Raw genomic sequence first — 13906 nt, forward strand, 5'->3', positions numbered from 1 at the left:
GCCGGGCGCGGCGGAATCGCGTGCCGGCGGAATTGGGGACAGGGTACGCTACGCTACTTGATGCGTAGCGCTACGCAATGCGTAGCATATACCGAGAAGACTTCACAGGAACACACAAGACCTCAAGACTTCATAAGGAGACCGATGGGCAACGTACTCGCGATTCTCAAACGCGATTTCAAACGATTGCTGAAAGTACCGTCCGCATGGGTGGTGGCGATAGGCCTCGTACTGATTCCGCCGATGTACGCATGGTTCAACATCCGCGGATTCTGGAACCCGTACAAGAACACCAGCGGTATCGAAGTGACGGTGGTGAACAACGACGAAGGCACCACCAACAAGCTCGTCGGCAAAACCAATCTGGGCCTCCAGATCGTCAACCAGCTGAAGGACAACACCCAGCTCGGCTGGAACTTCGCCGACGAACAGGAAGGCATGGAACGCGTCCGCTCCGGCGAATCGTACGCGACCATCATCATCCCCAAAACCTTCTCCAAAGACCTGCTCGGCGTCATCACCGGCAGCGGCAAACAGCCGGAACTCAAGTATTACGTCAACGAGAAGGCCAGCGCCATCGCCCCGAAAATCACGGACACCGGCGCCAGCACGGTCGACAACCAGGTCAACAGCACCTTCGTCTCAACCGTGAGCGAAGTGCTCTCCAAAGCGGTGAACACCCTTGACGGCAAAATCACCGACAAAGCCGGCAGTATGCAGACCAGCGCCGTAAGCTCGCTCACCGAAGCGCGCGGCACAATCAGCTCAACGCGCACCAAACTCGCCTCGCTCATCGCCGACATGGACAGTACACCCGCCAAGACGAAAGCCGCGCGGCAATCCATCTCCAGCCTGCAGCAGGCCGCAGTCGACGCGGGCAACAGCCTGAGCGGCACCTCAAACCTGATCTCCACCACGCAAACCAGTCTGAACGATTTCGCCGCCAAAACCTCCACCGGACTCGACAAGGGCTCCACGGCGATCACCCAGACCATGCAGCAGGCGACCACCACCATCAACACCGTCACCACCGGTCTGACCAACGCGAACACCACAGCCGGCAACGCGGTCGCCACCCTGCAAAGCGCCAACGATTCCACGGCCAAAGTGCTGGAATCGTTGAACCAGCTGCCGATCGTGAGCACCCTGCCCGAACTGAAGGATGCCATCGCGCAACTGCAGAACAGCAACGAGAACGCCGCCGAAACGCTGCGCGACATCAAAGCGCTGAACACCAGCACCGGCAAAACCATCACCACCGTCTCCGGCCTGACCACGAACGTCAACAACGCCGCGCAGCAGTCGCTAACAGCCACCAACACGGCCCGATCGACCATCACCTCCGGCGCCATGCCGCAGCTGAACAGCGGCCTGAGCTCGCTGGCCGGCGTCACTGGCACGCTCGGCGGTGGCCTGAGCAGCCAGACGGCCCTGGCCAGCCAGACCGCCACGGTGCTCGACCAGCTCGACAAGGCCAGTGCCGACACCGCCTCCGCGCTACGTACAACCGACAAGGCACTGGCGAAACTCGGCGACAAGCTCGACACCGTCATCACCGACATCAGCGCGCTCAACACCTCGAACATGCTGAGCTCCATGTTTGGCGCGGACGGCGAACTCGACACCGAACGCATCGCCGAATTCATGCTCTCCCCCACCGTGCTCGACACCAAAGTGCTGTACCCCGTGGATTCCTACGGTTCCGGCATGGCGCCACTGTTCACCAACATGGCGCTGTGGGTGGGCGCATTCGCCCTGGTGGTGATCTTCAAAACGGAAGCCGATGAGGAAGGCATTCTGAACATGACCTCCACGCAGGGGTACATGGGCCGATTCCTGTTCCTCGCCGTTTTCGCGGCATTGCAAGGCTTCGCCACCACCGTAGGCAACCTGATGCTCGGCGTGCAGACGGTCAACGCGGCCGCGTTCGTCCTCACCGGCGTGCTCACCTCGCTCGTGGACCTCTCCATCATCTTCTCGCTATCCACCGCGTTCCTGCACGTGGGCAAAGGCATCTGCATCGCGCTCATCATGCTGCAGATCCCCGGCGCTTCAGGCCTCTACCCCATCGAAATGATGCCGAAGTTCTTCCGCACGCTCTACCCGTTCTTCCCATTCAACTATTCGATCAAAGCGTTCCGTGAAACCATCGGCGGATTCTACGACGGGCATTGGGCGCAGAACATCGCCTACCTGCTGCTGTTCAGCATCATCGGCTTCGCCATCGGCCTGATCGTGCGCCCGCTCATGGCCAACACCAACCGCATGTTCGCGCGGCAGATCAAGGAAAGCGACATGATTATCGGCGAGGACGTGCACCTGCCCGGCTCGGAATATCGTATTTCCAACGCGCTGCAGGCGCTGACGAACCATAGCGGTTACAAGGCGTCCATCGAACGCAAGGCCGCGCACTTCGAAGCGCTCTACCCGCGTCTCAAGCGCGGCGCGCTGATCGCCGGACTGGTCGTGCCGATCATCCTAGCCGTCACGTTCTCGCTGACGACCAACACCAAGCTTGAAGCGCTGCTCGCATGGATCATCTGGGTCCTGCTCATCATCGGCTTCCTGCTGGCCATCGAATTCATCCGCGATAACCTGCGCAGGCAACGCCAGCTCGGCAATCTGGACGACGATGAAATCCGCATCGCCCTCGCACGCTACGAAAGGAAGCACGTCAAATGAGAACGATCGGCAAACTGTTCATAGGCGACGTGCGCCGCCTGACCAGCAACATCGTCTCCATCATCATCGTGATCGGTCTGACGGTGATTCCCGGCCTGTTCACCTGGTTCAACATCGCGGCCAGCTGGGATCCGTTCGGCAACATGAAGAACCTGAAATTCGCCGTCGCCAGCGTCGATGAAGGCTACCGTTCCGACCTCATCCCGGTGAAGATCACCATGGGCGACCAGATCCTCAACACGCTGCGCTCCAATTCGGAACTCGATTGGACGTTCACCAGCGAACAGGACGCGATCAAAGGCACGAAATCCGGCAAATACTATGCCGCGATCGTGATTCCGAAAACCTTCAGCAAAAGCATGATGACGTTCTTCTCCTCCGACGCGAAAAACGTCAAGATCCGCTATTACACCAACGAGAAAACGAACGCGCTGACGCCGAACCTCACCAACCAGGGCGCGAACGAGGTGAGCACGCAGATCAACCAGATGTTCGTCAAAACGCTGACAGGCACCGCGCTGTCGATCGCCTCGCAGCTTTCGGACGAGCTCTCGTCGCCCAAGGCGACCGCCGCGCTGAACAACTTCACCGCGAACATCGGCACGCTCGCCACCACACTGCAGGACTCCTCCAGCACCATCGGCGATTTCAGCGCGCTCACCACCTCCGCGTCCACGCTGCTCAACAGCTCCTCCGCGCTGCTGAAGAACATCTCCGCAACCGGAGCCAGCGCCGGCGATCAGCTGAAATCCGCAAAGAAAGGCGCGACCGACCTGACGGGCGCACTCGACACGAGCACCAACGCGCTGGCCGCCGCGCTCAAACAGAGCGCCTCCAGCTACGGCGCGGTCGCGGACTCGGTCGATTCGCTCGTCGCCGATGCCGGCACGCAGATGACGGACACCGCGCAACTGCTGAACACCGAATCCACGCATGTGAGCGAACAGGCCGAACAGTACCGGACGATCCGCAACACGCTCGCCGCGCTGGAACCGCAGATTCCCGAAAGCAGCAAGCCCAAATTCGACGCGATCCTGTCGCAGCTGGAAACGGCGATCACCATGCAGGACAATCTCGCGGCATCCCTGAAGAAAGCCGCCTCCGACGTGACTTCGAAGAAGGGCAGCGTCGACGAGCAAAGCAAGCAGGTCAAGGCGCTGGCGGCCGAAGCGAAGCAGGCCGTGAGCGGCATTTCCACCGACTTCTCCTCGAATATCAAGCCGATGCTTTCCCAGATCTCCACATCCGTGGCCAACGCGGCCGCCGAACTGAACACCGGCGTGGCCACGCTGAAAAGCGCGGTGGGCGACGTGGACGACATCAACACGAAGGCGACCACCAGCCTCGGCGAAGTGAAGGAATCGCTGGACAAACTGGCCAAGAAACTGTCGACTACCGGCACGAATCTCACCGAATTCAACACCAAGCTGGAAGCCGCGCTGAACAGCTCCGACCTGGACGAGATCAAGAAGCTGCTGGGCACCGATTCCGAAACGCTCGCCGCGTCGATCGCCGCACCGGTGAAGCTCAAGCGCGAGGCGGTGTTCCCCGTCGCGCAATTCGGTTCGTCGCTTGCGCCGCTGTACGTGATCATCCCGCTGTGGGTGGGCGCACTGCTCATGGGCGTGACGCTGAAAACCACGGTTTCGCGCCGCACCCGCGAACAGCTGAGGCACCCGCGACCGCATCAGCTGTTCCTTGGCCATTACGGCGTGTTCGCGCTGATCGCGCTGCTGCAGAGCACGTTCTCGGCGGGCGGCTCGCTGCTGTTCATGCACGTGCAGGCCGTGCACCCGTGGCTGTTCATGCTCACCGGCTGGGTGAGTTCGCTGGTGTTCTCGTTCTTCGCCTACACGATGGTCGTGAGCTTCGGCAACGTGGGTAAGGCGATCGGCGTGCTCATGCTCATCATGCAGATCTCCGGTTCGAACGCCGCCTATCCGTTGCAAATGCTGCCGTCGTGGCTCGGTTCGATCAGCCCGTTCCTGCCGGCCACGCATGCGGTGACCGCGTTGCGCGCCTCGATCGCGGGCATTTACAACATGGACTATTGGAAGGCGATTGGGGCGCTGCTGCTGTTCATACCGCCGCTGCTGCTGATCGGCCTGCTGCTGAGGAAGCCGCTGATCAAGTTCAACCAGTGGTATGTTGCGAACATGGAGAGCACCAAGCTGACCGCCTAGGCGATCAGCGGTTGTGGTTGGCGGGGTGCCGTCGGCCGCAACCGGTTCGTGGCGGCACACGCCGCCACGGCGAGGGAAACGAAGAGGACCATGAAGAGGGATACGAAGAAGAGCGAGACCGCCACGGCCATCGCCTCGAAAATGCCGAAACTGCCTACCCCGGTGAAAACGCGTGCGGCACGTATGCGTGAGGCGACGGATCGCAAGATCACGCAGGCGATACTGCAGATCGCCGCATCGCGCGGCATCGGGGCGGTGACCATCGAGGAAGTGGCTCGCTGCTCGGGCGTGGCGAAAACCACGATCTACCGCCGGTACCGTAATACGGAGGACCTGCTGCACAAGGTGCAGATCGAGGCGAGCGACACATTCGAAACAGATGATTTCGCCCCCACACACGACGACCTGCGCCGCCTGTTGGAGCACATCGCAGCCGCCTTCAACGACGAAATCGGGTTCAAGGCCGTAGGGCTGGTGCTGAGTTCCGACAGCGATTATGTGAGAAGCCTTGCGGGCCAGGTGATCACGCCGGCCGAGCAGCGGTTCGGCGACTATATCCGCCGAGGCATGGATGCGGGGGCGTTCCGCCGCAGCCTTGACGTGAAGTTCCTGTTCAGCACGGTGCTGGGCTCCATGCTGGCTTGTAAGGCGTTGTGTCACCCGCAGGATGCGCTGTGGGCGGAGCAGATGGCGGCCATACTGTGGCCGGCGATCGTGGCGTAGGTTTGGCCGGGTTTGGTTGTCTGGTTTGACAGGTTTGGCTGAATCTGGCGAACCAGACAGAGCGCAACGGGAGTTCGATCCCTCTATTCCCGCCTGCGGGACTCCGACTGCACCTAAATCTGCCACTGACGGCCTTTCATCGTCGCTAACTACCTTATATATGGCAGATTCGGGCCATGCGCCGGAACTAGGTGGCTTATATATGGCACTCATTCCCGAATATCGCGGTTTAGGTGCCATATATAAGCCACCTAGTTCATGGAGAATCCTGAAATCTGCCATAAATAAGCAAGATAGCGCCTGTTCCACCCGCATGATGTGCTCCGGGAAGCATTCCGGCCGCCCGGCTGGCACGAGCCAAACCGGAAAACGGGCTGGGGAACGGGTCAGCTGGCCGAAACGAATCAGCAAAGCCGAAAAGGGTCAACAAGCGGGCATGGGGACCGCCGAAGCGCCCTGCCGAGGCACCGCCCGGAAGGGCAGGGCCGTGAACAACGGCAGCAGGAAGAACGCGGGGATCGCATACCAGAACAGTGACGACGGCGAGGCGTACAGCGAAAGATTGTTGAAGAACAACAACCCGAACGCCGCCCAAGCCGGCCCAGACTCACCGGCATGGCGAGTTTCGCCGAAACCAGCGCCTCCGCCGCCGCCAGCACTCGCATTCCAGTGACCCCCGCCGCGCACACCGGAGCGCACACGCCCCCGCACCCTCCGGAACGCCGCCTGCCCCGCCAGCGCCAGCGCGACCAGCAGCGGTATCCACGTCACATACAACGCCATCGAGGTCAGCGGGTTTCCGCCGCGCACCCACCGGCGCACCCCGGCCAGCACATCGGCTTTCCACTGCGGTTTGCGCGACGTACCCATCAGCGGCCGCAGCTCACTGGTAATATCCGCCAGCCGCCGCGCCTCCGCGCTTCCGTCATCACCCGCGTATTTCGACCCGGTGAGGAATGTGGACCATTGCCGCATATACCCGGGCGTGAAAATGTAGTCGGAATCGGTGGGGTAGGCGAAATTCGCGGTGATGTCCCACCAGTGGCGGATCGGCCCGGCATACGCCTCAAGGTAGGTGCCGGGGTGGCTTATCCCAAGCTCGATCCACGCGCGGATCGCGTCGAGTTTGCTGGTGAGGGAAGGTTGCGGGCTGGTTTTCAGGGTGTGGAATGTTTCGTCGGTGCGATAGCCGACGATATCGCGGGCCGCGCGTTGCACGTCCATGATCTCGTTGAGGCGCCGCATCTGACTGGGGGAAATCGCGTGCGGTTCGTCGTGGGCGAGTTTCGCGACCGGCTGCGTGACGTAGCCCCAGAGTTCGCGTGCGACCGAATGGTTCGCATGTGTCGCCGCCGCGGCGAACGACATGAACACGCATTCCGCGATCACGGCCGCGGCCACCAGGCAGATCGCCGCACGCCTGCGCAGCCCCTTGGCGCACACCACCACCAGCAGTGTTCCGGCGCAAAGCACCACTATGAGCGCGGTACGTTTCGACGCGATCACCGCGAAGGCGAGCAGCGTGAAGCATACGGCCACCGGCGTGCGGGCGAGCACGCGCCCGCGGGTCAGGCATGCTTCGACGAAGATCAGGGCGAAGGGCATGAGGAAGATGGTGTGCAGCGAATCCTTGCCCATGGTGGCAACACTGCCGAATATCACATAGCTGGTGGAGCAATAGATCAGCCCGATCAGGGTCAGCCATCGCGGAACGCCGATTTTGCGCGTGTAGCACAGTATGAGCGCGCAGCCTGCGGCGAGCAGCACGGCTTGGACCAGCGTGTAGATGCCCTGCCCGATGAGCGGCGAGCCGAATAGTTCGCCCAAGTGCCAGAACGCACCGAATATCAGGGTGTCGAACAGCGGATGCTGCGTGTAATACTCGTGCAGCCCGGAGGATTGCAGGTATTGGGCGAGGGTGTCGTCGCGCAGGGCACCGGGCCAGGTGAGCGTGAGCCACACCGACCAGCAGGCCAGAATGACGAGCAGGTACGGCAGGAAACGGGAGCGGAGGGAGTCACGCAGGGTGATGCGCGGGGTGATGCCAGGCTCTGAGGTTGACTGGATGACCATCCGCGTACCGGCCGATTCGCTTACCGATTCGCTTACCGATTCGCATACCGGTTCGCCTGGTTGCCCGGCCTTCGATGCCGCCGATGATTCCGTTACTTGTGTCGCGTTGCGTTCAACCACGGTTCCCAGTGTAGAAATACACAACACATGCGCGAGTGTCTAAATAAGACATGCACCGAATCTCCCAACGGCAAACGCCGAAAAACGCCCCGCCCAGCGAAGCCTCCAAGCCTCATGCACCCCGGCAAAAGCCTACTGGATGGACGCCTCCTGACGCGCCACTTCAAGGGCCTTGTTGAACGCCTCGCTGGTCCAGCTGGCGCCCGCGACCTTGTCGATTTTCAGATCCTTGAGCGGCTTGCCGTCCACCACGCCGTTGATCGCATTGGCGAATTCGGTCTGATGCTTCTTGGAGATCGACGTGAACGGGTGCCCGACGATGTCCACCTTCTCGACGTTCCCCTGTTTCACGGTGAGTTTCACATCGATGGTGTCTTCGCCGACCGGCCCATACTGGCCGTTGATCTTGTACGTGCCGTCGGCGTAGCTGCCGGTGTCCTTCTTCTCGGATGTCGTGGAGTTCGGGTCGTCGGCATGGTTCTTGACGGTATCGTCGGACGAACCGGAATCGCCGCTCCCCTGCTGCGACTGCTGTTCCTGCGACTGCTCGCTTTCGCCGGAGTTGCCGGCGTATTCGTCGTTCATCGGCGTGGCCTTGGGCTCGCCGCACGCGGTCAGCAGCGCCAGGCCCGCCGCGGTCATCGCAACGATCTTCACCGCATCCTGTTTGTTGGGCATATTCTTCCTTTCACGCTGTCTGCTCATATCGTTCCATACTCCTACACCGGTCTTCCAGCCGCCAGTCAGTCAGTCTTTGGAACCGCCGGTTTTGGCGGATTTGGTCGGATCGGCGAAATCGATGGCGGTTTCGCCGTTCTGTGCGCCCTCGGCCGTGGAACCGGTGAAGGCCGGCTTGCCGCCCGCAGCCTCATAGGCCTTGCGCGCCTCCTCATCGTTCCACTTCTCCCCCACCAGCACGCCGTGGTTGAGCATGATCTCACGCTGCGCGCAACTGGCGACCAGCGCGTCATGCGTGACCACGATGATCGTCGTGCCCTGCTCGTGCAGCTGACGGAACAGGTCGAGCACGATCTTCTCGTTCTTCTCGTCCAAGTTGCCGGTGGGCTCGTCGGCGAGAATGATCTTCGGGCAGTTGATCAGGGCTCGCGCGATACACACGCGCTGCTGCTCGCCACCGGAAAGCTGGCTCGGCAGGTGGTGCGCACGATCCTTCAAACCCACGCGTTCCAACGCTTCCAGCGCCTGCTTCTCGTCGACCACGGAATGGTAGTACTGCGCCACCATCACGTTCTCCACGGCGGTCAGATGCGGCACGAGGTAGAACTTCTGGAACACCAAGCCGATCATGTTCTTGCGCACGTCGGCCAACTGCTTGGCGTTGAGATCCTCCAGCTTGCGCCCTTCGAGCTTCACGGAACCCTTGGAGGGGCTGTCCATGCAGCCGATCATGTTCATCAGCGTGGTTTTGCCGGAACCGGAGGAGCCGACGATGGCGAGCCACTGGCCTTGCGGCACGGTGAGGTTGAGGTCGTCCACGGCGTGCAGTTCGCCGTAGATCTTGCAGATGTGGTCAAGTTCAAGCAGCATGGGCATTCCTTTACATGTGCAGGTCCGGCTTGCGATTCGGGCGGATTCCCGGATTCCTGCGGATTCCAATGGTCAAAACGGATGGGACGGGCGAAGCGGAGAAGACAAAACGAGCGGAATATGCGGAACGGTCGGCAGCGGTCACTCCTCGCGAAGCACGATGGCCGGGTCGATGCGCGTGGCACGACGGACCGGCGAAACGGAAGCGAGCACGGCGATCAGCACGCTAAGCAGCAGCGACGCCACGCCGAGCAGCCAGTTGAAGCCGATGGCGCGGTCGAACACCGTCTGGCACAGCACACGCGCCAGCAGGTAGCCGAGCGCCGTGCCGAGTAGGCCGCCGACCAGGCCGTAGATCGCGGATTCCACATAAAACTCGGTGCCGATGGCCCGCGCGGACGCGCCGAGCGCCTTACGCAAACCGATCTCGTTGCGCCGCTGCGAAACGATCGAACTGATCGTGGTGCCCACACCAACCAGAGTCAGCACCAGCACCACCAGCGACACAATCCAGAACAGGGTTTGCAGCATGGTGATGATGCGCGTATCGGACGAAGTGATCTTGGTGACGGTCTGCGCTTTCACGCCGGTATTCGGGTTGGCGTTGAGCGATTTCACGATGGCGTCAAGGTCGGAGCCGACCGCGTTGACGGAGTATTCGATAACATCCGCGCCGCGCGTGGAACCGGCGAGTTTGGCGACGTCGCCGTTGACCGCGTACACGATCTCATCCTCGTTACCACCGGTGTCGACGATGCCGGCCACGCGGAATTCGGTGCCGGCGGTATTCATGATGTCGGAGGACACGCGACCGTCGCGCTTGACGTCGCTTTCGCTCTGGCCGAGCGCACCCTCGGAACTTGCGGAACCGCCGTTATCGGAAGCGCGGTAGCCGATGGTGATGCGCGAGCCGATCTTCACGCCGAGCGCGTCGGCCACGTCACGCCCCAGCATCACATTGCCTTTGCGCGGCCAGTCGCCAGTGACATTCCAATGGCGGTTCAACGCCTTCACGTCGGCGGTGGTGATGCCGGCCAGCGTGTAGGGCGCGGAGTTGATGCGCACGCTCTCATAACGGTATGCGGCGGATTTCGCGCCGTGTTCGCCGACCACCAGCGCGTTGATGTTCCGAACGGCGGTGGCGTCGATGCCGTCCGACTTCGAGCCGGATGCGGCGGAATCGCTGGGCGTGACGATGAGGTTCGCGCCGTACGCGCGCATTTCCTCATTCATCTGCTGCGGTACCGCAATACACACCGCGGCAAGGCAGAACAGGGTCGCGGCGCCGACGAGCACGGCGATCACGGCCATGATCGCGCGGGAACGTCGGCGGAACACCGCGCCCCACAGCATGGTGGCGAACATCCTCCGGTTCGTCATCGGCCTGGATGTGGTGGTAGTGGTACCGGCATTGCCGGAAGTACCGGTTGCCTTCTGTGATGTGCTATCAGCGGCCATGGAGCACCTCCGCGGGCTTCAAGTTCAGAATCGAACGAATGGAAGAGAAGGATGCCAGCAGAATGGTAATCGCCAGCAGCACGAACACGAGCACGAACACCATCGGGCGCATCGTGATGCCCGAACCGAACACCACATGCCCCACAATCTGCGCCATACCGGAGCCGAGCAGCGCACCGGCCACGGCACCGATCAGCGAAATCACCGCGGTTTCGGCCAGCATAAGACGCGACACCGCGCCATCGGTCGCGCCGATGGCCTTCAACAAGGCGAGTTCCGCGCCACGCTCGCCAATGGCGGAAGCCATCAGGTTCGCCACGGCGATGGCCGCCGCAATCAGCGACAGCGCGGTCATCAGCACCATCACCGCCTGCGTCTTCTGCAACACGTCGCCCTGCAGCGCAGCCACCTGACGCACCTGCTTGGCGACCGCACCCGGAATCACCTCTTCGATCTGGTAGGCGATCGAACTCGGGTACGCGGTGCAATACCAGGTCTCCCACTCGTCCTGGGTCAGCGCGGCGGGATTCTTGGACGCCTTGCGAGCCAGATCGTTATCGGGCGTGGTGAGCGCCTTGACTTCGATCTTGTCGACGGAATCAGGCAGATTGGCGAGATTCTGCGCCTTGGACGAAGGAATGTACATGGTGTTGTCGTCGGAGTCGCCGGATTCGTAGATGCCGGTAATACGAATCTTCTGCTGGTTACGGCCGGACGCGGTGGTTTTGCCCAGCGTGACCGTGTCGCCGATCTTCACACCCAGCTTGGAGGCGAGAGTCGTGCCGACAAGCCCCTGCGAACTATCATCCTTAGGCCAGGAACCGTCGAGCTTCCACCATGAGCGCATGCCGTTCACACCGGCCACGGCGGATTCGCCGGAATCCATGTGCAGCGTTTTAGCGAACCACGTGCCCACAATCGGCACGTTCGTGGCCTTGCAGCTGCCCGCCGAAGCGCCGGAACAGCCGGCATCGGCATGAATATTGAGTTCCGGAGCGAAATTCGTGATGTTGAACGCCCAGAAAATCGTCTTGATCTTAGGCGCATCCGATTCCTTGAGGAACGTGGTCGGATCGGTGGCATCGGATTGCGTGGAATCGCCGGTGCTATACAGGTCGTTCACCACGGCGTCGGCCTTGGGCTGCACCACGATGTTCGAACCGTAGGTGGAAAGTTCGGCGTTGAGCTTGTCACCCACGTCGAACACCACGCCGAGCATGGCGACACTCACCGCCGCGGACAGGCAGACGGTGACCGCGATCAGCAGTCGGCGTTTGAACTGCCTGCTGAACGAACGCACGATCATTCGTATGAAGAACATGCTGGCTCCTCACTCACTGGAAGTGCGCCGACAAAGCGTCGAGCACGGAGGTTTGGATGATGATTTTGCCGGGCTTGACCTGGTAGTCGAAGGGGATGGGATTGCACCCGCCCTTGAAGCCGATGGTGGCGAGATTGATGGCGACATCGCACTTCTTGCAGATGATCTTGCCGTCCTTCTCGTAGTAGCCCGCGTCGCCGCAGTTCTCGCAGGCGTCAAGGCCGATGCCGTACGCGCCGCCGTTCTTCTTGATGATGATGAAGCGCATGACGGTACCATCCTTGGCCTTGTACTGGAAGCGGTGCAGGTGGCCGTCCGAAACCTGGTCGAAGGTGATGGTGGCCACACCATCCTTCAGCGAATACTGTTCGGGCGGCGATAGCGTGACGACCTTCTGCGTCTGCGCGACACCATAGGTGAGCGCCACGGTCACGCCGATAATGGCGACAAGACTCCACGCGCCGGCCGCTTTTGCACGACGACCGAACGCCACATGCGCACGCACGACGGCCTCATTATCACCGGTCGTGGCGGTGGTGAAGCCCTTGATGATGGAGGCGACGGCGGGAATGACGAAAACCATCGGCATGGCGATGGCCATGGCCCGCTGATGATTAATGCACCAGACGAGCAGGAGGAACATGTTGCTCGGGAAGCTGACGATGCGCTTGGATTGCAGGATCTGCGCGAGATCGGTGAAATGCGTGACGAACAGCAGCACGACCTGCAGGAGCGCGGCGAGCGTGAACGACCAGTGCGGCGTGGTGGAACGCATGGTGCGGAAGATAAGCGCGGCGACGATCGCGGTGGCCGCACCCAGAGTGAAGCCGAGCGCGCGCAGCAGCATGTCCGAAGTGAACACGGGATCGCCCGGTTCCACGAAAATCGTGAGCTTGAGGATCACGTCGGGCAGGGCACGGAACGTGGTGGCCGCGATGGCAAGCGCCGCAACCAGATTGGCGGCGTCGAGGCTGCGCGGATGCTCATGCCGATTGCGGGTGAGCGTGCGTGCGCGCAGCATGATGATGAATGCGGCGACGTCGAGGATGACGCAGCACCACAATGTCGGATAGTTGATGAACGTACGCTGGTTGATCACGGCCGTGGCTCGCAGCGCGGCGAAGACGACGGCCCCCACGAAGCCTACGATGAATCCGATCAGTCGCCAATGCCGGCTTACCGGCTTGTCGCGCCCTTCGCCCACGGCGAGCATCACGTTCAACGCCATGATCAGCAACGCCGGCGCCAGCGTCCCCTGGAGCACCGTCACATACTGTTGCAGCATCTCAGCCCTTTCCTATTGCGCTGTCCGCGCGTTTCCTTTCCTTACGAAGCAACTACCAACCAGACAACACCAACCCACTGCCCCGGTATGGCCGGGAATCGTGCCAGTGTCCGACACGCTCCGGGCCGCTCTGGCCGAGTCTTTACGGTCGGCCACAGGCACGATTCCCTAGTCTCGCCAACGCTTCCAAGAACGCCAGAGACGGATTAGGTTCGGAACGAATCCCTTGCCTGCTCTGGTGTGGCCGGGAATCATGCCAGTGCCCGACACGCTCCGGGCCGCTCAGGCCAAGTCTTTACGGTCGGGCACAGGCATGATTCCCTAGGTCCGCCCGAATCGCCCATAGGCTTGGCCCACGCTCCAAAGACCCCGTACACCAACGCTCCTGCTAAACGCCAGAGGCGGATGGAATGTTCATTGCCGGACCGTAGGCTTGGCCCAGCGCTCCAAAGACCCCTGTATACCAACGCCCAAGAAAAACGCCGCAAGCGGTTTCCGCATACGTTGCCCGAC

The 13906-nt window shown here is 61.6% G+C and carries 9 protein-coding genes; 3 read left to right on the forward strand and 6 right to left on the reverse strand.

Annotated elements, in window-relative coordinates:
• Positions 1–144: 144 nt before the first annotated feature.
• The 3 genes from KIH75_RS01000 to KIH75_RS01010 all read left to right on the forward strand — a co-directional run bounded on the left by KIH75_RS01000 (position 145) and on the right by KIH75_RS01010 (position 5588).
• The gene (locus KIH75_RS01000; protein WP_219054904.1) at positions 145–2682 is read left to right on the forward strand and encodes a YhgE/Pip domain-containing protein; all 2538 of its coding nucleotides are present in this window, start codon (positions 145–147) and stop codon (positions 2680–2682) included.
• Positions 2679–4865, forward strand: coding sequence for a YhgE/Pip domain-containing protein (locus tag KIH75_RS01005; protein WP_219054903.1), 2187 nt, complete (start codon positions 2679–2681; stop codon positions 4863–4865). The genes KIH75_RS01000 and KIH75_RS01005 overlap by 4 nt, the downstream gene beginning before the upstream one ends.
• A 90-nt stretch (positions 4866–4955) precedes the next feature.
• Positions 4956–5588: a TetR/AcrR family transcriptional regulator gene (locus KIH75_RS01010; RefSeq protein WP_219054902.1), complete on the forward strand. Its 633-nt coding sequence runs from the start codon at positions 4956–4958 to the stop codon at positions 5586–5588.
• A 423-nt stretch (positions 5589–6011) separates the two neighbouring features.
• Here the strand turns inward: KIH75_RS01010 and KIH75_RS01015 are convergent, their stop codons facing one another.
• The 6 genes from KIH75_RS01015 to KIH75_RS01040 all read right to left on the reverse strand — a co-directional run bounded on the left by KIH75_RS01015 (position 6012) and on the right by KIH75_RS01040 (position 13393).
• Complete coding sequence (locus KIH75_RS01015) at positions 6012–7661, reverse strand: DUF6020 family protein (protein ID WP_219054901.1); 1650 nt, start codon at positions 7659–7661, stop codon at positions 6012–6014.
• A 252-nt stretch (positions 7662–7913) separates the two neighbouring features.
• A complete protein-coding gene (locus KIH75_RS01020; RefSeq protein WP_219054900.1) occupies positions 7914–8459 on the reverse strand; it encodes an FMN-binding protein in 546 nt (181 codons plus the stop codon).
• A gap of 69 nt (positions 8460–8528) precedes the next feature.
• Positions 8529–9329 (reverse strand): ABC transporter ATP-binding protein, encoded by an 801-nt coding sequence (locus KIH75_RS01025; RefSeq protein WP_219054899.1) that lies wholly within the window; start codon positions 9327–9329, stop codon positions 8529–8531.
• Positions 9330–9470: 141 nt separating this feature from the next.
• Positions 9471–10709, reverse strand: a complete 1239-nt coding sequence (locus KIH75_RS01030) for an ABC transporter permease (protein WP_219054971.1) — start codon at positions 10707–10709, stop codon at positions 9471–9473.
• A gap of 67 nt (positions 10710–10776) precedes the next feature.
• Entirely contained in the window at positions 10777–12108 is a 1332-nt protein-coding gene (locus KIH75_RS01035) for an ABC transporter permease (protein ID WP_219054898.1), read from the reverse strand.
• A gap of 13 nt (positions 12109–12121) precedes the next feature.
• Positions 12122–13393, reverse strand: coding sequence for a DUF2318 domain-containing protein (locus KIH75_RS01040; protein ID WP_219054897.1), 1272 nt, complete (start codon positions 13391–13393; stop codon positions 12122–12124).
• Positions 13394–13906 lie beyond the last annotated feature (513 nt).

This window comes from Bifidobacterium pongonis (assembly GCF_019331805.1).
Taxonomy (GTDB): Bacteria; Actinomycetota; Actinomycetes; order Actinomycetales; family Bifidobacteriaceae; genus Bifidobacterium; species Bifidobacterium pongonis.

Excerpts from the sequence above, each read along its gene's own strand:
- KIH75_RS01005 (WP_219054903.1), top strand. The coding sequence starts at position 2,679 with ATGAGAACGATCGGCAAACTGTTCATAGGCGACGTGCGCCGCCTGACC.
- KIH75_RS01035 (WP_219054898.1), bottom strand. The coding sequence starts at position 12,108 with ATGTTCTTCATACGAATGATCGTGCGTTCGTTCAGCAGGCAGTTCAAA.
- KIH75_RS01030 (WP_219054971.1), bottom strand. The coding sequence starts at position 10,709 with ATGACGAACCGGAGGATGTTCGCCACCATGCTGTGGGGCGCGGTGTTC.
- KIH75_RS01010 (WP_219054902.1), top strand. The coding sequence starts at position 4,956 with ATGAAGAGGGATACGAAGAAGAGCGAGACCGCCACGGCCATCGCCTCG.
- KIH75_RS01025 (WP_219054899.1), bottom strand. The coding sequence starts at position 9,329 with ATGCTGCTTGAACTTGACCACATCTGCAAGATCTACGGCGAACTGCAC.
- KIH75_RS01000 (WP_219054904.1), top strand. The coding sequence starts at position 145 with ATGGGCAACGTACTCGCGATTCTCAAACGCGATTTCAAACGATTGCTG.
- KIH75_RS01015 (WP_219054901.1), bottom strand. The coding sequence starts at position 7,661 with ATGGTCATCCAGTCAACCTCAGAGCCTGGCATCACCCCGCGCATCACC.
- KIH75_RS01020 (WP_219054900.1), bottom strand. The coding sequence starts at position 8,459 with ATGCCCAACAAACAGGATGCGGTGAAGATCGTTGCGATGACCGCGGCG.
- KIH75_RS01040 (WP_219054897.1), bottom strand. The coding sequence starts at position 13,393 with ATGCTGCAACAGTATGTGACGGTGCTCCAGGGGACGCTGGCGCCGGCG.